Origin of the sequence: uncultured Traorella sp., assembly GCF_944327115.1 — a bacterium.
Classification (GTDB): Bacteria; Bacillota_I; Bacilli_A; order Erysipelotrichales; family Erysipelotrichaceae; genus Traorella.
This window is the reverse complement of record NZ_CALVGS010000041.1, coordinates 20,810-40,920: the sequence shown is the minus strand read 5'-3', so window position 1 is coordinate 40,920 and position 20,111 is coordinate 20,810. Positions and strand designations below refer to the sequence as shown.

The following is a 20,111-nucleotide window of genomic DNA, read 5'->3' as shown; positions in this document are numbered from 1 at the left end:
GACTATCCACTTATTTCATCATTCTGAGTCACGATATTGACATAGTCAACGTGATCCAATTCATAAAGAAGCTGAGTAATGCTTTTTTCTTTTTTATAAGTGATCTCATAGGTGCGTCTTGACAGTTCATAAATAAATTCAATTGATTCCGGAGATGTATTTTTGACACGTAATAAGGCTTTGTTATGAAAATAATCAAACACAAGCTTTTCAATAGCTGTTTCATTATTACGGGCGGCTTTTATGATCAAAAGAATACGGTTTTCATTGCGGACGCGTCCTAAGATCAAAAGAATGATAAAGACAACGATCGTACCTACGCTGGCAACCAGATAATCACCGACACCACAACAGATACCTACGATGATCGCCCAGAAGATATAAGTCGTATCACGGGAATCTTTAATTGCTGTCCTAAAACGGACGATAGATAAGGCACCCACCATACCAAGCGATAAAGCAATATTATTACCGATGACCGTCATGACCGTACCTGTCAGAACGGTTAACGTAATTAAAGAAACATTGAATTTCTTGCTGTATGCAGTACCGATATGGGTATACCAGTAAGAAATATAAATGGCAATACCGATGAGGCCTGAAGAGATAATATGTAAAATGATTTCTTCAACACTTAAAGCCGTTCCCTGTTCCAAAATTAAACGCAACACATCTTTCATGACAATTCCTCCCTTTCTAAAACAAATAATGTTTTCCGATTGTTCTTCCTAAGCAGTATTTGCTGAGTGCTGTTTCGCTTTTGTCGATCCGGTTGATCGTATCTTTGATATAGGACAATAAGAAGCCATTATATTTAACTTCTAATACTGCTAAATATGGATGCAAGACGCTGTTCTGGATTAAATCGTTGGAGAAAATATCAAAATTCGATTCACTGGCGGTAATATGATGATCAAAAGTGATCCTTATCTTATTTTCTTTTGCGATAAAGGCCTTACGCATATAACTGACCACACAGACCGGGCGATAACAATGCATGCTCATGAGAGCATAACATTCTGCCGCAAAGTCATCCGGATACTGTAATAGAACTGAATATTCTCCTGTCATTAAATTTCCAGCATCCTCGCGTTTCATCTTTAAAGAACGTTTTTTCTGTAAGATCCCTTGTTTTTGTTTCATTTCTAACATTGCAAAAGGACTGTCTGCCCCATAATTTCTCAGGCGAATCTTCCGACGGACTTCAACACCGTCTTCTTTTTCCTGAAAATCCCGATCATCAAGGGAATCAAAATATAAAGAACGAATCTCGTAACCATCTCCATGGCTATGAGCGTCTAAAGACAGAATGTTTTCAAAATAATGGCTGTATTGATAATACTGATCTGCCGATATCAGAAATTTCTTTTCCTGACGAAGCACTTCATTCATGACGCATCAACTCCTTTCATGTGAGATTCTTCCGGCGATCGTGATTTTTATCATTATAATAATTCTTTTTTTCAACATACATTTTCTTTTCAGCCCTGCGTACCAGATCGTCCATATCAATCACCTGTGTCTGCCACTCCATACCCACAGAAATAGAGTAGCCGAAAGAGTTAAGCGTTGCTTTCAGCTGTTTTATTTTTTCTGTGATCACATCTTCCGGCGTATCGATCACAAAGATGATAAATTCATCACCGCCGATACGATAAGTGTGTTCTGCCTCAAAATTTTCACGAATCATCTGAGCAACCGCTTTAAGCATCTCATCACCGCTCTCATGACCTTGTGTATTATTTAATTCATGAAGTCCATTCACATCAATATAAATACAGGCCAGTGAAGTTTTGTAAAGGGAAGGATATTTGATCAGATTCGTTTCAAAGCGGTTCCGATTATAAACACCGCATAACATATCCTTTTCTCCAAATTCTTTAATAATGTTATAAGTACTGATATTGTTGTAACACATATTAAAGCTATAACGGATATTTCTTAAAAAATCTGCGATCCTTTCACGTGGACTCATATTGACAACCATCAAAAAACCACATATATGATTATCGGTATCCCTGATAGAAATTACACCTAGGGTCTTTACCGGTAAAGGGTGTTTTTTACCTAATAGTTGATTGATCTCAGCTCTATCAAATGAGATAAAATCCTGATTTCCTTTTTTAAAATAGTAAAACAGGGAGATCGGAACTTCATTTTCCATAAGCGATGCATAAGTGATCTCATTCTTTTGCCAGCTATAAATATGCATCTGTGATTCTTTCATATATAAATATATTTCTTCGGCATGAGATATTTTAGCAACTTCTTTCAATGCCAACGTAATATTATTTCTGTTTTCATGAGCATTGAAAAGATATTTCTCTACATTATTCGTAGCATTGATCATATCCAGCTGAAGCTGTTTTTCTCTTGTTTCTTTTTTTATGTAAGTAATCATCCAAATGAAATAAATGATAAAAACAATAATTTCAAATCCCAAAAAAAGTGATGTCACATGTTTAACAAGGTTAGAATTTTCAAAAACGACATCTTCGGGTACGGAGAGGGCAATCCGCCAGTCATTGATTCCTAATGGTTCATAATAGAAATAAAGATATTTGCCAATCGTTTCGGATACAAATACGACATAATCTGACTTACCGTTAATGAGTCCTTCTTTCAACTGCTCATAATCATAACCATCAGCCATTTGTCGTTTACCCATATCCCAAAGATTGCCTAATTCACTATGCCATGTATCAACGATCAGATTACCTGTTTCACCTTCCATGAGATAGGCAGCTGCTTCACCGTCATAGGGATCATTGATTAAAATGCTGGGCAGGGAAGCTACTTCAATGACTCCATACAGCATGGCGGTTATCTGATTGTTTTGGATGACGGGAACATAATGACGTAAGATCGCTTGCCCGTCATTTATGAAATCATTTTCCAGGTCTGTGATATGGCTTCCTAATGCAGCTTCTTTATCAAAGGATAAAGAATCCTGTATGCGGATCTCGCCATGACGGGTAACGATGGTATCATCAGGCAAAAGCAGCTCCAGTCTTGAAATCAATCCGATATTTGAGTAAGAATCTAAAATATCCCATAAAATCTGATCTGTGAAACTTTCAGCTCTGGCAATGACTGCCGCAATGATTTCCAATTGTCCGCGGTCGTTATCAATGTTTAATTGAATATGTTCTGCCAGATAATCTGTTTCTTCATGAAGCTTCATAAAGCTTTGTTCTTCTTCGATTTTGCTGATCCATCTTACTGCAACAAAAGATCCGCTTATCATTAAAAAAATCAATAACATGGTGATACTCATTGATTTGAATAAATTACTCTTTTTTTCTTTTTTCATATTGGCCCCATTCGAATTAAAAATATATATTTAAAAATCATTATTTATTTTATAGCAAATTCTCTTATAATTTCAATACCTTTTATTAATAAAAGATTTTTATATCGCGTTAGAATTGATTTTACCGGCAAATGATCAAAAAAAACAACGTTATCAAAAAACAGGTTATTTTGAACAGAAAAAAAGCACTGACCCATGATCAGTGCTTTGCTGCCTGATATGTTTAATAAGCCTGTGCTACCTGGACACCAACGACGCCTTCAACTTCTTCCAGCAAAAGGGCTTCGACACCCATGGAAATCGTATCATCCAAGGCTAAACAATCGCTGCAGGCACCCAGCATTTTGATCGTAACGATCCCATCCTTAAAGCTGACAAATTCTAAATCACCGCCATCTCTTTGAATATAAGGGCGGATCTTTTCTAATACCGCAATAATTTCTTTTTCTTTCTCACTCATATAAACCTCCTAAAAAAGACCTAATATAAAAGCAACCACCACTGTTAATACGGCACCTAATACAAAACCGCCGACAGCTTCGATCATACGATGTCCCAATACCTGCTTCATCTTCTCATGATAGATAGGATCATCTAAAGGCAGCTTGATCATTTCCGCAAGATCCGATACTAGCTGCTGTGTCAACTGAATGTTTTTTCCCGCATAATAGCGCACATTGACAGCATCATAAATCACGATCACGCTGAAAACGGATGTTATCGCAAACAATGTAGAATCAAACCCTTCTACAAGGCCGACCGCAATGCTTAGAGCTGTTACGGTTGATGTATGGCTGCTTGGAAATCCTCCGCAGGCAATCGTATAGTGAATATCAAATTTACCGCTTCGGTAATAATAAATAAAAGGTTTTATAACCTGTGCCAGGATATTAGCACATAATGCGATCCACAATGGGAAAAGATTATGAAGCATTTCATCACCTCGTACTCCTTATTATATCACGCTTAAGGCAATTTTGTGAAATATGACTCAAAAAAATCAAATAAAATGACCGGTATTTTCAAAACAAGGAAAATATAAAATATAGAGAAAGATTGAAGAAGATATGGCATAGACGAAATTTCAAATAATCACGATACCGCAGCTCGCTTTCCTTACACCCACCCATGATCTGAAGATGTGAGGTGAAGCCGCCAAAGCCGATGCATATCAGAAGATAAGGCAGATGATTGTCATATGGGGCATAGTAGGCACAGCCGCTGGAAAATTCCATCAGAAGCTGAATAGGGGAAGACAACGGTTTTAAGTATATCAAAAGAAGACTCTTTAATGAGGCGGCAATCAATAGATATGCCAGAATCAGTGCCATCGTATGAAGAGAGAATGAAACAGCCTGATAAAGGGAGGTGGCAGTAGAAGGGCTGTTCAAAGAGATGGCTGTCTTACGGGTGATAAAAAGGAGTATGAAAATATTCAATACATGGATCGTAAAGACAATCAGGGCTGTTTTTTGGGAGGTCATAAATGCCAGGCTCATCATCATGAAGCTAAAGGAAGGAATGGCTGTACAGACGATCAGGCGGCGTGATTGGGCCTTTGTCAGCTTGTGCTCCTTCAGAAGGGCATTGATCATATAGCTTTGGGCAGGAGAACCCAGCAAAATAGCTTTGATTACGATCAGCAGGGAGGCTGTGTCCATATGAAAGATCTTATTAAAAAAGGTTGGCATATTTTTTTTAGGAAGCGGGATCATTTGGATGAGGACACATAATAGAAAAAGGCTGGGCAAGAGCTGTTCAATGAAAAAAAGCCATGTTTTTTGATTTTCCAGTATGACTGACTGATAATGAAAAACAGAAGCGAAGATAAAGATCAAAAGAAATAAAGTTTTCATGGCTCACCTCTAGTATTTTATGGCTGAAACGAGTAAAATAGAAAAGAATGTGAGGAATATTTATGATACATGTAAGCCTGGAAGGAATCGTAAAAACAAAAGAAGATGAAGATATACTGATCGAACATATCGAAAAAATATGTCATGAATATAAGCTGCCTTTTGAAATAGATCATGGCATTGGTACGATATATGTCTGCCCATGCGGTACGATCGAAGTCAATATTGCGAATTATTATGCAGTTTTGAAAACAAATACGGCTCTTGTGGGGCCGGGATATCATGCTTTTGTCTGTGAGCTGTTTGATAAGCTTCAAAAAGAAAGTCATATCTATCTATCTTTAGATGATGAATGTGATTATCTGGAGGATCATGATCTGAACCGGATCAAGGATCTGGCCTTTTATCCCTACATGCATCGTTTGATGGATAGTTTTTCAAAGATGAAGGAAGAGGATGAGGCTACATATGCATGGGATGATAAGAGCTATCTGCCTGTCGCAAAGCCGAAAAGCGTGATCACACCGTTTGGCTATGTGTATGCCGATCAGTGTAAAAAGCTTTCGCTTCAAGAGGCATGTCATTGCTTTTATATTTGGAATGAAGTAGAAAAGGATGCGCTTTTTTATCGGAATTCTGCTTTGGTCAGTCTATGGTGTGACTGTTTATTTGAAAACTCATTGTATGATGAAACGGCCCTGAATCTTGCAAGATCGATTTGTGATGCTTTGGAGAAGGCACATGAGATGGATAAGGAATTGCCGTTGCCGATCGATGAGTATCAGATGTTATGCCGGCTTTTGAATCGTGAAAATAAGATCTTTGATGTTGATCAATATCCAAAAGGAGATGTCGGCTATCGTAAGCATGAGGTATTTTATGTCTATGGGAACTGGTTTATTTATTTCCAAGGAAATGCACTTCAAAGCTTTGATGGACATACGATGATCTTAGATCTTGTAAATGAAGAAGAAACGCTTTTAAGCGTGAAGATCACCGGTTATAAAAGTCAGGATAAGATGGATTTTGCCTATCGTTATCTGAATACGGTGGATTCCATGGACAGCTTGAATTTTGATGATGGACAGATGAAGATCAAAAGCGTGCTTCACCAGCTCCATGACGGATCGCATGGCCTATACATGCAGGCCCAGTGTGTCAAGGAAAATGAAATGCTGATGGTCAATGCCGAGTGCAGTGACATGACATATTATCAGCAGGCGGTCCAGATGCTTGGAAATATGCAGATGATCCGTCAGGAAAGAAGTGAAGTGGATGTTAAGATATAGGGCGGAGGACTATGCTTCTTTATGTGCATTGACATATTTTGATATTCCCGAGTATCGAAAAGGGATGTTGTTTTCTACTTATCTGGAACAGTGCTTTCTTAAAGGATATAAAGAAAATGATTTTTATCAGCGTTTATATGACTATGTGATGAAGCAGAATTTCTATGATTTTATGGATCTGGAAATCGTCAATTATGTCAATGAAAATAATCATAGCGGTCTTGTCTTCTATCAGCTGGAGGATAAGGATGACTGTTATCTGATTTATCGGGGCAGTGAATCTTATGATGCTGTGGATCATGAAAATGGCTGGGAGGACTGGCTGGATAATCTGGAGATCTGGCTGGGTGTGACGCATCAGCAATTACGGGCAATGAAATATTTCAACAGCCTGCATACGAATAAAAGACTGCATCTGATCGGTCATTCGAAGGGCGGCAATCTTGCTTTGTTTTTAGGAGTGGTCTGCAGTAATGAAAAGTTGGCGCAGATCAATGAGATCGTAACATTCAATGCTCCGGGCATCAATGATGATATGATGCAGCAGTATAAGAAAAGGATCGATGATATTCATTTTAAAAATAAGCTCTTATGTATCGAGAATGAAAATGATCCTGTCAGCTCGATGTTTTCACATGTGAAAGAGCCGGTACTGGTCGCTTCTTTATGCAAAGGGCTCAGTGTAACGGAGGCCTATGAATCACATCAGATATGGGCATATGAAAAGGTGGATGGCTGCTTTGTCAGTGCTGCTAAGAAGTCGATCCTTGCGAAGCTTGCGGATCTTGTCAGCAATCATTTTGTAAATTTACTGGATGAAGAAAATAAGAAAAAGCTGGTACATAAGTTCATGGAATATTGTCAGAATGACTGTTCATTGGAAGAGATGTATCATGTGGTGCTTTATAATATCGGTATTCATCAGAATCTGTTGAGCGAGGATGAGGATTTCAGATCGGTGGAAATTCAGACGCTGATGTCGTTGTTTCAAAAAGAAATGAAAGAGAAGGTCATTTCTATTCCGGAAAATGTCAGGATCAGCTTTGATGAAGTAAAGGATAAGGTAGGAAGCTGGGTGAGTCAGGTTGGAAAGAAGCAGTAGGATCGCAGGTGTTATTGTGGCAGTGGGCATATTGGTGGCCTGTCTGTTTGGCAATATTGATTTTCATGCGTTTAATTTGAATTATTATGAAAGTGAATATACAAAGCTGCATACAGCTGAAAATATCGGTATGAGCAATGAAGCTCTTTTTGAGGCGACGGATGCTTTATTGAGCTATATCAAAGGCAACAGAGAAGATATCAGCTGTGTACAGGAAGTCCATGGTGTTGAGAGGGAAGTGTTTGATGAGCGGGAAACGGCTCATATGGTGGATGTCAGAATGCTTTATCAGAATGCCAGAGTGGTTTGTTTTTTATTGACAGGTATGGGCATCGCTGCTTTTTTGTTTATCTTTGCGGTATATAAAAAGAAACAGATATCGCTGGATACGGCTCTGGTTTCAATAAAAGATGGTTTTCGTCAGGTAACGCTTGCTTTTGTGATCGTGGTATCTTTTCTTGTTGTTTATGCACTGATTGATTTTAATCGGTTTTGGACCGTTTTTCATCAGATCTTCTTTTCTAATGATCTGTGGCTGTTGGATCCAAGGGTTTCGATCATGATCAATATGTTTCCTGAAGAATTCTTTTTCGGTATGGTGATGCGGATCGTTGCCGGATTTGTGATTTGTTATGCGGCCATTGCTTTACTTTTTTATTATGGAATACAAAAGCATCTGAAAAAATCAAATTTGATTGAAAAAGATGACTAATGGGTTTATAATTTTTATCAGAAAGAAGTGAAAATATGAGAAGTGTGGTACTGGCAAGCGAATCGCCGAGAAGAAGAGAATTGATGAATATAAGCGGGATCCCTTTTAGCTGTGCAAGCCCTAAGATAGAGGAGCATCTTGATCTTTCAAATGGTATTGAAGAAGGAGTCATGAAGCTGGCAAAACAGAAGGCAGAAGCAGTTTATGAAAGCCATGGAGGCAATCTGGTCATCGGGGCGGATACCATCGTTGTCATCGGTGATGAAATCTTGGGAAAACCGAAGGATAGTGATGATGCAAGAAGGATGCTGAAGCTTTTATCAGGTAAGACACATAAGGTCATTACCGGTGTCGCACTTGTCAATCAACAGGTTCATGAAGCTTTTTATGAGGTGACAAATGTAACCTTTTGTGAATTGAGCGATCAGGAAATTGATGATTACATTAAAAGCCGTGAACATTATGATAAGGCAGGCAGCTATGCCATTCAGGGAAAAGGCATGATGTTTGTGAAAAAGATTGAAGGAGATTATTCCAATGTAGTGGGTCTGCCGATGTGCCGGCTCGTCCATGAGTTAAGAAAATATACAGAAATATAGGGGACAATTCCCCTTTTATTATTTACAAATTTGTGTATAATAGAATCAGAGAAAGAAAGGAGGAAAAAGAATGATAAGGGAAATGATGATGAAGGATATAATAAGAAGAGGAGAAAAAATGAAAAAGTTAACAGCGATTTTATGTGTTTTATGTTTGGCAGGATGTTCAAACGGCGGCGACACGAAGACAACGGTCTGCACAGCAGATATGAATGGTGTCAGCGTTACCAATTCCTTTGAATCAAACGGAGATGAGATCACCCGCCAGACGGTTCAAAATGAAATGGATTATACAACGACAGGCTACAGTGAAGAAGAAATGGCACAGATTGCCGAGAGTTATCGATCTGCCTATGATGTAAAAGGTGTAGAATATAGTTATGAATTTTCAGGAAATATGCTTATTGAAAACATTACGATCGATTTTACCGAGGCAGATTTCAATGAATTGATGGATGCGGAATTGATTACGGCTGATGGTGAAAACGTATCTTATATTTCATTGGAACAGACATTGGATTCATTGGAAAGCAGTGGCTTTGATTGCAAATAATAAGCGGATAGGATGGGGATTGCTCATCCTTTTTGTATAAGAGGTGATATCATGAATCAATTATGGCTGCGCTTAAGCAATAAGATCAAAGCAACATTGATAAGGAATGTCAAAGATACTGATTATTTTGCGATAAATAAGTCATTTCAGATCATTCATCTTTTCTGTGATGATAAAGAATTATGCTTTCAGGAAGAAATTACAGATTCTAATTTCAAACTCATTCATTTTGACAAGGTAAGCGGAAATCTTAAGATAGAATATGAAGGTATTTTAGACGGTACGAGTGGCAATTATCCTTATGTCAAAGAAAAGACAAGTGATGATTTTTATATCTTACGTCATGAAACGATCTATTACCCTTGTTTTATTCGACCGGATGATGAAGCTTACGTGCATCATCTGCTTGAGCCCGATGACAGTGATCGCTTTGAAGCTTGTGTTGAGATGGAAGATGACCGCTGTGTCGTAAGCAATTTAAAAGAGATCGATGGCTGTCTAAAAGGCTTTAATCCTACCTTTGTGATTGGAAATTATCATCAGCAGGAAACATTTTTTGGTTCGATCTTTTATGAAGATTTAAAACAGGAAGTCATTCAAAAAGTTGAGAAGATCATCTATGATACAAATGATTTCATGAATCATTATAAAAAAGCAGCGATACAGGATCATAAGATCATCGTTATTCCTGAGGGATATGGCAGCTTTGTGCTTCCAAATACGATGTTCATTACAGAAGAAGGCTGTAACGATGCCAGGCAGCTGATCCATGAAATCATTCATATTCATTGGAATCCGCTCTGTGAGAAGCATATTCAGCGGGCCCGTTTCTTTGATGAAGGTCTGACCCAATATTTTACGTACCGGGTTTGTGATGCCCTGCATATCCAATCTAAAAAAGAAACGGAAAAAGAATATTTACATGACTACCGCAATATCATGACAACCTATGAAGTACCTCCGATGCCGATCGACAGCTTTGCGGATGAAGAATTGGGAGCCCTCTCTTATTCTTTTGGTGCATTGGCACTGATTGCCTTAGAAAAACAAATCGGTGAGGAAAAGATGGATGAAGTTCTTTCGAGATGTCTAAAGTTATATGAAAAACAGGCGATTGATTTTGATAAGTTTGAAGCTTTATTTCCAAATGAAGCAAAGATTGTTTTTGATGAATATTTTAGGGATGAAACAGCTGCGAAAAGACTTTTAGAGGACGCTTAGGCGTCCTTTTAAATATAAAAAAAGCTGCGAGGCAGCTAATAATTTTCAAAAATTTCTTTTATTTTATTATGATCATGTGTGATCGATAAAGCCAAAGATAAAAGGATCCTTGCTTTTTGGGCACTTAGGGTATTGGAAGCGATGCAATGTTCATGGGGATCGAAGACATGATCGTTAAAGACGATTCCTAAAGGAACACGGCTGGCTCTTACAAAGATCATTTGTTTGTTTTCTGAAAGCTCATTGATTCTTTGCAGCCATTTCTGAGAATAATTACCATTTCCGCTTCCGGCAATGATGATTCCTTCATGGTCCTGGGCAAGATGATCGAGAATGTAAGGATCGGCTCCTGCATAGAAATAGGCAATGCCTACTTTTGGAAGGGAGTCAGGCAACTGTTTCGAAAAGATTGACTGACAGGTATGACATTTAAAGGTCTTTGAATAAAAGTAGACATGTTCATCTTGCATATAGCCAAGACAACCAAAGGCTTTCTGATCAAAGGCATCAATTTTATAGTTATTGACCTTTTGAATATCTCTGCCGGAATAGATCGTATTTGAAAAAAGGACCATGACTCCCTGTCCGTTTGACTGATCGCTGCTTGCCAATGCAATGGCCTGATAGAGATTATACGGACCATCGGCACTTGTGGCAGTAGCGGGACGCATGGCTCCCGTTATGACAACAGGTTTGTCGGAGTGAATCGTCAGATTCAAAAAATAGGCGGTTTCTTCGATCGTATCTGTTCCATGAGTGACCACGATCCCATCGATATCCTCTCTTTGAATCAGTTCATTGATCTTTTTTGCCAGTACCAGCCATTTGTCTTCATCCATTTCATTGGAATCGACATTGAAGAGCTGCACTTCTTGTATATGTGCCATTTTTTCTACGCTGGGAATCGATTGCAAGATGTCCTCAACACTGATCTCACCGGCATGATAAGCAACTGTCTTGCCTTTTTCCCCAATGCCGGCAATCGTACCTCCGGTTGCGACAACCATGATATTTTTCATTCTTTTGCTCCTTTCATCTTATCAATCAGCTTCTGATAGATATTTTCCATCATCCATGTTTCTCTTACTTCCTGTTTCAGTAAACAAACAGGTATCCACTTGATGCCCTTTGTTTCTTTTTTATTCAGGATAAGAGGTGTCTTTTCATCAGCCTCAATAAGATATGTCAGGTTGAGATGTAAATGGGAAGAAACATATTCATTGTTTTTCACATGACCATCAACGGTTAAAACTTCTAAAGAAAAAGGTGTATTAGAAAGCAAGTGATACTGATCAATTCCCGTTTCCTCTTTCATTTCTTTAAGAGCTACGGCACATAGATCTGCTTCGCCATCAGCATGACCACCGCACCATGACCATGAATCATAGATGTTATGATAGATCATCAATACCTTTGTACGCGTTTGATTGGTGATCCAGCAGGAAGCAGAAAAATGCATGAATCTGTTTTTTCTTTCCAACAGGTTATCATGTATTTCCATAGCTTTTAAAATAAAATGTTTATCTTTTTCTTCCTGTTCATTCAAGGGAAGATATCGTTCGATCATCGTTTTTAGTTCCATGGGATTATGGTAGCATTCCATCACGAAAAACTCAATGATTTTTATTTCAATTTTTTAATTCATTATGATATAATAACGACTAGATTAGTATAAATGAGGAGGGTCGTAATTTATATTAGTTGAGCGCCAGGACTAGTTTAGTTGACGAGGACAGCAGGTTATCGAAAGATTCGGCGGGTACTGCTGCGGTATGCAAATATCGTTAGAAATCATACAAAAATCAAAATCAACATTGAAACAAAAATGATTTCATTTAATAGGAGGAAAATAATAATGTGTGGAATAATTGGCTATGCCGGCAGCAGACCTTGTGCGCATGGTGTTTTGTTGAGCGGGCTGAAGGCGTTGGAATACCGCGGATATGATTCCAGTGGTATCGCTTCTTTTCAGTGCGGTCAAATTGAGATAATAAAAGCAAAGGGCAAGATCAGTGAGCTTGAGAAGAAGATCAAGGATAAGCCTGAAAGTTTTTGTGGTATCGCTCATACAAGATGGGCGACGCATGGTGAACCGAATGAGATCAATGCTCATCCGCACCGGGTAGAAGGTGTCACGCTTGTCCATAATGGTATCATCGAGAATGCGGCAGCTTTGAAAAAAGCGTATGAACAAAGAGGGATCGTTTTTAAGAGTGAAACGGACAGTGAAGTTGCCTGTGCATGTCTGGCAATCCTATATCGAAGTGAAAAAAATAAGTTAAAGGTTCTTCGGGAAGCTGCCAAGATATTAAAAGGAAGCTATGCGTTTGCAATCATGTTTGAGGATGAAGAAGGTGTGATTTACGGTATGCGTAAGGATTCACCACTGATCTTAGGAATCGGTGAAGAGGGTAATTTTCTGGCAAGTGATCTCAGTGCGTTTATTCGTTTTACACGTAACTATGCCACGATTGATGAAGATCAGATCGTCAGGATCACGAATCAAGAAATTGAATGTTATGACTCAGATCTGAATCGTGTGGATGTGCAGGTACAAAAGAGTGAGATGGATATTTCAACGATTGAAAAGGGTGGTTATGATTCTTTCTTATTGAAGGAAATCCATGAAGAAGGAAGAGTGGTCATGGATACGATCCATCATTATATGAAAAACAGTTTACAAGAGCTTTCAAAGACGATGATCGATCTAAAAAAGTATCACTGTATTTATTTTGTTGCCTGCGGCAGTGCTTATCATGCAGGGGTCCTTGCGAAAAATCTGATTGAAAAATATGCCCGCATCCGCTGTGAATGTGAGGTTGCCAGTGAATTCCGTTATAATTCACCGATATTGGATGAGAAAACATTGGTCATCTGTATCTCACAGTCAGGAGAAACGGCGGATACGCTGGCAGCCATTCGCATGGTGAATAAGATGGGAGTGGATAGCTGTGCGATTGTCAATGTAAAGGGAAGTTCGCTTGAAAAAGAAGCCAAGTATGTCTTGCCGACACTGGCAGGTGTAGAAATATCGGTTGCGACGACCAAGGCCTATTGTGCTCAAGTGGCTGTATGCTGTTTATTGGCATTGAATTCATGTATGGACCGGCTTTCTTCGCTGCAGCTGCATACGATAGAAAAACAGCTGCAAAAGATAGATATGTATATTGATAAGCTGATCAGTGATACAAATTTAGATGGTTTCGTTGCTTCGATCATGAATAAGAAAAATGTTTTCTTTATCGGACGCGGCATTGATTATGCTTTGTCCATGGAGGGTGCCTTAAAGCTGAAGGAAATCACCTATATCCAGGCGGTTGCTTATCCGGCAGGAGAGCTGAAGCATGGAACAATTTCTTTGATTGAAGAGGATACACCGGTCATGGTTCTGATCAGTGATGAGAAGCTGGTGGATAAGAGCATCTCGAATATGAAAGAGGTCAAGGCACGAGGTGCCCGCATACTTCTTGTGATTCGTGAGGATCTCTATCATGAGAGCATAGAAGCAGATGAAGTGATCTTCTTGCCGAAGGTGAGTGAATTCCTTCAGGGAATCGTTTCGATCGTACCTTACCAATTGCTTGCCCATCATCTGGCGGCAAAGATGGGATGTGATATCGATCAGCCGAAAAATCTGGCGAAATCAGTGACTGTTGAATAAAATTTCTGATGAAAAAAATGATTGACATTTCATGAAAGAAAATGTAAACTAGACACAAACAAAGACGTTTCTATTTTTTAGAGCGTCTTTTTTTATTTCTGGAGGTTGTATGAAAAGAGAGGGAGAAGTAAGGATTCCTGCCGGATGTGCCATTGCAGCCATTTTTTCTAAAGACGGACATCTGGTCGATGGCAGCAGGATCATTACGATGATTCAGACGATGCATGAGCGCAGCAATGGTCTTGGCGGCGGATTTGTCGGGTATGACATTTATCCGGAGTATCAGGATGATTATGCCATTCATATGTTTTTTGATGATCTAACAGCAAAAAGAACGTTTGAAAGTGAGCTTTTTGATAAATTCAAAGTATTTAAGTATGAGGAAATTCCAACAAGACAAAATCCGGGTGTGGTCTCTTCACCGCTGATCTGGCGTTATTTCGTCTTACCGCTGGAACAGAGAACCATGAAAGAAGAAGAGAATTTCATGGTTGCGACGATGCTGGATATCAATGAAAGAATTGAAGGGGCTTACTGTTTTTCGATGGGAAAAAATATGGGCGTCTTCAAAGGTGTGGGCTATCCGGAAGATCTTGGTGATTTTTATATGCTTGAGAAATATCAGGCAACCTGCTGGATCGCTCATGGCCGCTATCCGACCAATACACCCGGCTGGTGGGGCGGTGCACATCCGTTTTCTTTATTGGATATGGCATTGGTTCATAATGGAGAGATTTCCAGTTATGATACCAATCGTAAGATGTTGGAAATGGTAGGATATAAATGTTCATTGCAGACAGACACAGAAGCGATTGCTTATATGATTGATGATCTGACGCGTCATCACGGGTTTACTCTTGAAGAATGTGCCCATATCCTGGCAGCACCTTTTTGGAGCGAGATCGAGAAAATGGAAGATGGACAAAAAAACTATTATACCTATTTGCGAAAGAATTTTGCGGATTATCTGATATGCGGCCCTTTTTCCATCATCGTAGGCTTTAAAGACGGTATCATGGCTTTAAATGACAGGTGCAAGCTTCGAAGTCTGGTGATGGCTGAAAATGAATCGACGCTTTATCTGGCTTCCGAGGAAAGTGCGATACGTGCCTTGAAGGAAGATGTGGATAAGATATCGTGTATTCGGGCAAGTGAAGCGGTAATCTATAAGCGAGGTGAAAAGCATGCGTAATATCTATGCGCTCAATGAATATGAGGTATTAAGAAGCGATCGCTGTGATACCTGTGGAGTTTGTGTCAAACAGTGCGGTTATGGCGTGCATTATTTTGATGAGAATCATCGTTTATGCGTTGATGAGATGAAATGTGTCAACTGCCAGCGATGCGTGGTGTTCTGTCATGCACATGCCCTAAAGATCATCAGGAACCGTAATGAAATGCACCACAATGACTATTGGTCAGAAAGAGAACGCAAGGAAATTTATAAACAGGCGACACAAAGCGGTATCCTGCTTTCAAGCATGGGTTCTTCCCAAAAGCAGAAGTGTTACTTTGATCATTTGATGCTGAATGCTTCACAGGTGACCAATCCCAGCATCGATCCGCTTCGTGAACCGATGGAAACAAAAGTCTTTCTGGGTAAAAAAACGCGAGATGTATCACGTGACGAAAATGGGAAACTGATCTTAAAAGATGAAGCTTATTTGAAATTAGATGTACCGATCCTTTTCAGTGCCATGTCGTTAGGGGCCATATCCTATCCGGCTCACAAGTCTATATTAGAAGCGGCGAAGGAATGTAATACATATTATAATGCCGGAGAAGGAGGTTTGCATCCGGATTTCTTCAAAGATAAAGAACACGTGATCGTACAAGTAGCCAGTGGACGTTTTGGTATCGAAAAAAAGGTCCTTGATGCCTGTGCGGCCGTTGAGATCAAGATCGGTCAGGGAGCTAAACCGGGAATCGGCGGTCATCTGCCGAGCAATAAGAATACGGAAATCGTCGCTAAGACGAGGATGATCCAACAGGGAAGCGAAGCGATTTCTCCGGCACCGCATCATGATATTTATTCGATTGAAGACCTTCATCAGCTGGTCATGCTGATCAAAGAAGCGACCCATTATACAAAACCGGTTATCGTGAAAGTAGCGGCCGTACATAATATTTCTGCCATTACAAGCGGTATTGCCCGCAGCGGAGCCGATATCATCTGTATTGACGGTTATCGCGGCGGCAGTGGGGCAGCACCGACAAGGATCCGTGACCATGTCGGGATTCCGATCGAGTTAGCCATTGCCAGTGTTGATGAACGATTAAGAGAAGAAGGACTTCGTGATCAGGTATCCTTGATTGCAAGCGGTGGTATTCGTAATTCAGCGGATGTCGTAAAAGCTATTGCTTTAGGTGCTGATGCCGTTTCGATCGGTACAGCGGCTCTTGTTGCTCTTGGCTGCCATCTTTGCCAGAATTGCCACAGCGGTATCTGTAACTGGGGCATTGCGACCCAAAGAGAAGATTTATGTGCCCGCTTAAATCCTCAGATCGGAAAACAGGCCTTAGTGAATCTGATTCGCTCATGGACCTATGAGATCAGAGAGATCATGGGTGGCATGGGCATCAATTCAATCGAATCTTTGAAGGGCAACCGTCTGATGCTGGCAGCCGTCGATCTGAATGAAAAAGAATGTGAGATATTGAAGGTACGTTATGCAGGTGAGTAAGATGAAAATCAATTGTGAGAATTTAACTGCCCGCAAGATCAATGAAGCGATCATGCAAAGCAGTGAAAAAATCGTATGTGAGAATTGTTGCGGACAGCGTTATATCGGAGCTGCCAGCAGTGGCAAGACAATTGAAATTGAAGGAATTTCCGGAAATGACTGCGGCGGACTTTTAGATGGTTCAACGCTGATCTTAAAAGGCAATGCCCAAGAAGGCTTAGGGGATACGATGAATGCCGGAAAGATCATCGTCCATGGCCATTGCGGTGATATCTGTGCCTATGGCATGCGCGGCGGCAAGATCTTCATCCGAGATTATATCGGTGTACGCGGCGGAATTCATATGAAAGAATATGGTGACAGCAAGCCTTTATTGATGATCGGTGAAACAGCCGGAGCCTGCCTTGGAGAGTATCTGGCCGGTGGGACGATCATTGTCTTAAATCGCAGGGATGAACTTGATCCGGTTGAAAATGTGGGCGTAGGTCAGCATGGCGGTGTCATTTATGTACGCATCGCTTCTTCTGATGAACGAAATTATGAAGATGTCGTGGATGGCAGTGAGATTGAAGCTGAGATTTCTGAGTTTTGTGAAATCTTTAAGATGGATAAAGAAAAACTGCTTCATTCAAAATATCGTCGGCTATTGCCGGAAACCAAGAATCCGTATCAGGGATATTATTGTATGAATTAAACGGAGGGAAAGATATGTGTGGAATATTATGTGTCAATGATGATCAGATCGATATGTCCGTATTCAAAAACAGTTTTCAAAAAATTGCTTATCGTGGCCCGGACTGTTCAAGAATTTTAATTCAGGATCAGGCTGTCTTAGGTTTTCACCGGCTTTCGATCATGGGAATTGAAGCGAGCGGCATGCAGCCGATGCATTATAAGAAAAATGTGATGGTATGCAATGGTGAGATCTATAACTTTAGAAAGATTAAAAAAGAGTTGCAGGAGGAAGGAGTTTCATTTTCAAGCAAGAGTGACTGTGAGGTCATCTTGCCTTTGTATGAAAAGTATGGCATTGGTCTATTTGAAAGACTGGATGCGGAATATGCCTGTGTCATCTATGACCATCAGAAAAAATCATTGATTGCTTCCCGTGATCCTTTGGGCATTCGTCCTTTATTTTATGGCTATACCAAAGATACTCATAAGATTGCCTTTGCTTCAGAAGCCAAAGCATTGATTGATTTTTGTGAGGATATCCATCCATTTCCGATCGGCACGACCTATGTGGACGGTCAGTTTATTCAGTATCATGACCCGATAACTCCTTCCAAAGAAAACTATCAGGATATTGACAGTGCAGCACAGATGATTCATGACACACTATATGAAGCTGTGAAAAAAAGATTGGATAGTGATGTACCTATAGGTTTTCTTTTAAGTGGCGGATTAGATTCATCACTTGTCTGTGCCATCGCCCAGAAACAGCTATCCACACCTATCCAAACATTTGCCATCGGCATGCGTGAAGATGCGATCGATCTAAAATATGCCGAGGAAACAGCTGATTATATCGGCAGTGATCATACAGCCTTTCTAATGAGCAAAAAAGATGTATTAGATTGTCTGGAAGAGGTCATCTATACATTGGAAACCTATGATATTACGACGATTCGAGCCAGTATCGGAATGTATCTGTTATGCAAACAGATCAAACAACATACAAATATTAAAGTGCTTTTGAGCGGGGAAGTCAGCGATGAGCTTTTTGGTTATAAATATACCGACTTTGCACCTGATGAGATCGAGTTTCAGAAGGAAAGCGAAAAACGTATCCATGAGCTATATATGTATGATGTACTTCGTGCGGATCGCTGTATTTCAGCCAATTCTTTAGAAGCGAGGGTTCCTTTCAGTGATTCAAAGCTGATCAGTGGCGTGATGGCGATCGATCCTAAATTAAAGATGAATCACTACGGCATCGGCAAATATCTGTTGCGAAAAGCATTTGAAAAAGATGATTTATTGCCTCATGATATCCTGATGCGTGAGAAAGCTGCTTTTTCTGATGCGGTAGGCCATTCCATGGTTGATTATTTAAAAGAATATGCAGAAGAGAAATACAGTGATGAAATGTTTGAAGCACGTTGTCAGAAATACAGTTATCATGCGAAGCCTTTTACCAAAGAAAGTCTTTTGTATCGTGAAATCTTCGAAAAATATTATCCGGGGCAAGCCGGATGGATCACTGGTTTCTGGATGCCGAATCAGGCTTGGGAGGGCTGTCAGGTCGATGATCCAAGCGCACGTGTGCTTTCCAATTATGGAAAAAGCGGGGAATAGGAACGATTTTATGGCCTTTATCCGGGAATCATTCAGAGTACATAAAAAAGAAATGTTAATGACAAATGAAAAAAAATATGCTAGAATAATAACGGATGAACTCCATACAAATAGGAAACCCCAGTGTTCGTGGCACTGGGGTTTCATTTAGGAGGGAGGATCACAGCTTATCGTTTGTTTATTCTGTAAAACAGAAAGATCAAACGCAAGCATTCTTTCACAACTATCATATTCTCATAGAATAGTTGGAGAAGAATGAAGGGTTCAAAACCCATCTGTAATCCCTCCATACAAAAAATACGGGTGTCATAGTTTCTCCCTCCTTTTCATGGCACCTACTATTTTATATCCATGAAATGGTCATTTTTCCCAAAAAAAAGAATGAAAAAATAATTTTTATATAAAAGTAACGTGACCGATTCGGTCATTTTTTTAAATAAACATAAATAATGTTGCATTAGTGGGTATACTGAACATGTAAGGAGGATCTGATCATGTTTAATCTAATTGCCATCGTTGCAGCATTTTTTATCGGCTTCTTCTCAAGCGTTATTCTGGAAGCCTAGAAGCATTCTCATTTAAGAGGTGCTTGTTATTATTTATTCAAAAAAATATATCAATATATAAATAAAAATGATATAATATGAATATATGAAGAATAAATAATAATCAATATTTATTCATTTACGGATAAAAATAAAATTAAGGAGGATGGGTCAATGTTGAATCTGGTTGTAATCGTTGCGGTGTTTTTTATAGGCTTTTTTTCAAGCATCATATTGGAGGCATAGCTGAATTGAAAAGAAAACATATTCTTTCGAAT

The 20,111-nt window shown here is 39.5% G+C and carries 19 protein-coding genes; 11 read left to right on the top strand and 8 right to left on the bottom strand.

The window, feature by feature from the left end:
* Positions 1-2 precede the first annotated feature (2 nt).
* From Q0K35_RS03800 to Q0K35_RS03775, 6 genes are all read right to left on the bottom strand, one after another.
* Entirely contained in the window at positions 3-680 is a 678-nt protein-coding gene (locus tag Q0K35_RS03800) for a DUF4956 domain-containing protein (protein ID WP_294561348.1), read from the bottom strand.
* 16 nt (positions 681-696) lie between these two features.
* Positions 697-1,392 carry a polyphosphate polymerase domain-containing protein gene (locus tag Q0K35_RS03795; protein WP_294561347.1) on the bottom strand — a complete coding sequence of 232 codons (696 nt, stop codon included), beginning with the start codon at positions 1,390-1,392 and terminating at the stop codon, positions 697-699.
* Between the two features lie 16 nt (positions 1,393-1,408).
* Positions 1,409-3,265 carry a GGDEF domain-containing protein gene (locus Q0K35_RS03790; protein WP_294561346.1) on the bottom strand — a complete coding sequence of 619 codons (1,857 nt, stop codon included), beginning with the start codon at positions 3,263-3,265 and terminating at the stop codon, positions 1,409-1,411.
* A 271-nt stretch (positions 3,266-3,536) separates the two neighbouring features.
* Positions 3,537-3,773, bottom strand: coding sequence for a NifU family protein (locus tag Q0K35_RS03785; protein ID WP_071441537.1), 237 nt, complete (start codon positions 3,771-3,773; stop codon positions 3,537-3,539).
* A gap of 9 nt (positions 3,774-3,782) precedes the next feature.
* Positions 3,783-4,247 carry a divergent PAP2 family protein gene (locus tag Q0K35_RS03780; RefSeq protein ID WP_294561345.1) on the bottom strand — a complete coding sequence of 155 codons (465 nt, stop codon included), beginning with the start codon at positions 4,245-4,247 and terminating at the stop codon, positions 3,783-3,785.
* Positions 4,248-4,335: 88 nt separating this feature from the next.
* Positions 4,336-5,169, bottom strand: a complete 834-nt coding sequence (locus Q0K35_RS03775; RefSeq protein WP_294561344.1) for a hypothetical protein — start codon at positions 5,167-5,169, stop codon at positions 4,336-4,338.
* Positions 5,170-5,231: 62 nt separating this feature from the next.
* Between Q0K35_RS03775 and Q0K35_RS03770 the strand changes: the two genes are divergently transcribed.
* From Q0K35_RS03770 to Q0K35_RS03745, 6 genes are all read left to right on the top strand, one after another.
* Positions 5,232-6,458, top strand: coding sequence for a hypothetical protein (locus Q0K35_RS03770; RefSeq protein ID WP_294561343.1), 1,227 nt, complete (start codon positions 5,232-5,234; stop codon positions 6,456-6,458).
* The gene (locus Q0K35_RS03765; protein ID WP_294561342.1) at positions 6,445-7,560 is read left to right on the top strand and encodes an Mbeg1-like protein; all 1,116 of its coding nucleotides are present in this window, start codon (positions 6,445-6,447) and stop codon (positions 7,558-7,560) included. Before Q0K35_RS03770 ends, Q0K35_RS03765 begins: the two co-directional genes overlap by 14 nt.
* Positions 7,544-8,272, top strand: coding sequence for a TIGR01906 family membrane protein (locus Q0K35_RS03760; protein ID WP_294561341.1), 729 nt, complete (start codon positions 7,544-7,546; stop codon positions 8,270-8,272). The genes Q0K35_RS03765 and Q0K35_RS03760 overlap by 17 nt, the downstream gene beginning before the upstream one ends.
* A gap of 35 nt (positions 8,273-8,307) precedes the next feature.
* Positions 8,308-8,871: a Maf family protein gene (locus Q0K35_RS03755; protein ID WP_294561340.1), complete on the top strand. Its 564-nt coding sequence runs from the start codon at positions 8,308-8,310 to the stop codon at positions 8,869-8,871.
* 118 nt (positions 8,872-8,989) lie between these two features.
* Positions 8,990-9,424, top strand: coding sequence for a DUF1307 domain-containing protein (locus tag Q0K35_RS03750; protein ID WP_294561339.1), 435 nt, complete (start codon positions 8,990-8,992; stop codon positions 9,422-9,424).
* 51 nt (positions 9,425-9,475) lie between these two features.
* On the top strand, positions 9,476-10,645 hold the full coding sequence (locus Q0K35_RS03745) for a hypothetical protein (protein WP_294561338.1): 1,170 nt from the start codon (positions 9,476-9,478) through the stop codon (positions 10,643-10,645).
* 35 nt (positions 10,646-10,680) lie between these two features.
* Here the strand turns inward: Q0K35_RS03745 and Q0K35_RS03740 are convergent, their stop codons facing one another.
* Together Q0K35_RS03740 and Q0K35_RS03735 are read right to left on the bottom strand one after the other, a co-directional pair.
* Positions 10,681-11,664, bottom strand: a complete 984-nt coding sequence (locus Q0K35_RS03740) for an asparaginase (protein WP_294561337.1) — start codon at positions 11,662-11,664, stop codon at positions 10,681-10,683.
* Complete coding sequence (locus tag Q0K35_RS03735) at positions 11,661-12,248, bottom strand: NUDIX hydrolase (protein WP_294561336.1); 588 nt, start codon at positions 12,246-12,248, stop codon at positions 11,661-11,663. Before Q0K35_RS03735 ends, Q0K35_RS03740 begins: the two co-directional genes overlap by 4 nt.
* Positions 12,249-12,500: 252 nt before the next feature.
* On the opposite strand from Q0K35_RS03735, the gene glmS reads away from it, so the two are divergent.
* The 5 genes from glmS to asnB all read left to right on the top strand — a co-directional run bounded on the left by glmS (position 12,501) and on the right by asnB (position 19,288).
* A complete protein-coding gene (gene glmS / locus Q0K35_RS03730) occupies positions 12,501-14,306 on the top strand; it encodes a glutamine--fructose-6-phosphate transaminase (isomerizing) (RefSeq protein WP_294561335.1) in 1,806 nt (601 codons plus the stop codon).
* A 109-nt stretch (positions 14,307-14,415) separates the two neighbouring features.
* Positions 14,416-15,498 carry a hypothetical protein gene (locus Q0K35_RS03725; protein ID WP_294561334.1) on the top strand — a complete coding sequence of 361 codons (1,083 nt, stop codon included), beginning with the start codon at positions 14,416-14,418 and terminating at the stop codon, positions 15,496-15,498.
* Positions 15,491-16,990 (top strand): glutamate synthase-related protein, encoded by a 1,500-nt coding sequence (locus Q0K35_RS03720; protein WP_294561333.1) that lies wholly within the window; start codon positions 15,491-15,493, stop codon positions 16,988-16,990. The genes Q0K35_RS03725 and Q0K35_RS03720 overlap by 8 nt, the downstream gene beginning before the upstream one ends.
* A 1-nt stretch (position 16,991) precedes the next feature.
* Positions 16,992-17,684, top strand: coding sequence for a glutamate synthase (locus Q0K35_RS03715; RefSeq protein ID WP_294561332.1), 693 nt, complete (start codon positions 16,992-16,994; stop codon positions 17,682-17,684).
* A 14-nt stretch (positions 17,685-17,698) separates the two neighbouring features.
* Positions 17,699-19,288, top strand: coding sequence for an asparagine synthase B (asnB, locus tag Q0K35_RS03710; RefSeq protein ID WP_294561331.1), 1,590 nt, complete (start codon positions 17,699-17,701; stop codon positions 19,286-19,288).
* Positions 19,289-20,111 lie beyond the last annotated feature (823 nt).

Excerpts from the sequence above, each read along its gene's own strand:
- Q0K35_RS03800 (WP_294561348.1), bottom strand. The coding sequence starts at position 680 with ATGAAAGATGTGTTGCGTTTAATTTTGGAACAGGGAACGGCTTTAAGT.
- glmS (WP_294561335.1), top strand. The coding sequence starts at position 12,501 with ATGTGTGGAATAATTGGCTATGCCGGCAGCAGACCTTGTGCGCATGGT.
- Q0K35_RS03755 (WP_294561340.1), top strand. The coding sequence starts at position 8,308 with ATGAGAAGTGTGGTACTGGCAAGCGAATCGCCGAGAAGAAGAGAATTG.
- Q0K35_RS03735 (WP_294561336.1), bottom strand. The coding sequence starts at position 12,248 with ATGGAATGCTACCATAATCCCATGGAACTAAAAACGATGATCGAACGA.
- Q0K35_RS03785 (WP_071441537.1), bottom strand. The coding sequence starts at position 3,773 with ATGAGTGAGAAAGAAAAAGAAATTATTGCGGTATTAGAAAAGATCCGC.
- Q0K35_RS03750 (WP_294561339.1), top strand. The coding sequence starts at position 8,990 with ATGAAAAAGTTAACAGCGATTTTATGTGTTTTATGTTTGGCAGGATGT.
- Q0K35_RS03745 (WP_294561338.1), top strand. The coding sequence starts at position 9,476 with ATGAATCAATTATGGCTGCGCTTAAGCAATAAGATCAAAGCAACATTG.
- Q0K35_RS03775 (WP_294561344.1), bottom strand. The coding sequence starts at position 5,169 with ATGAAAACTTTATTTCTTTTGATCTTTATCTTCGCTTCTGTTTTTCAT.
- asnB (WP_294561331.1), top strand. The coding sequence starts at position 17,699 with ATGTGTGGAATATTATGTGTCAATGATGATCAGATCGATATGTCCGTA.
- Q0K35_RS03770 (WP_294561343.1), top strand. The coding sequence starts at position 5,232 with ATGATACATGTAAGCCTGGAAGGAATCGTAAAAACAAAAGAAGATGAA.
- Q0K35_RS03720 (WP_294561333.1), top strand. The coding sequence starts at position 15,491 with ATGCGTAATATCTATGCGCTCAATGAATATGAGGTATTAAGAAGCGAT.
- Q0K35_RS03765 (WP_294561342.1), top strand. The coding sequence starts at position 6,445 with ATGTTAAGATATAGGGCGGAGGACTATGCTTCTTTATGTGCATTGACA.
- Q0K35_RS03740 (WP_294561337.1), bottom strand. The coding sequence starts at position 11,664 with ATGAAAAATATCATGGTTGTCGCAACCGGAGGTACGATTGCCGGCATT.
- Q0K35_RS03790 (WP_294561346.1), bottom strand. The coding sequence starts at position 3,265 with ATGTTATTGATTTTTTTAATGATAAGCGGATCTTTTGTTGCAGTAAGA.
- Q0K35_RS03715 (WP_294561332.1), top strand. The coding sequence starts at position 16,992 with ATGAAAATCAATTGTGAGAATTTAACTGCCCGCAAGATCAATGAAGCG.
- Q0K35_RS03795 (WP_294561347.1), bottom strand. The coding sequence starts at position 1,392 with ATGAATGAAGTGCTTCGTCAGGAAAAGAAATTTCTGATATCGGCAGAT.
- Q0K35_RS03780 (WP_294561345.1), bottom strand. The coding sequence starts at position 4,247 with ATGCTTCATAATCTTTTCCCATTGTGGATCGCATTATGTGCTAATATC.
- Q0K35_RS03725 (WP_294561334.1), top strand. The coding sequence starts at position 14,416 with ATGAAAAGAGAGGGAGAAGTAAGGATTCCTGCCGGATGTGCCATTGCA.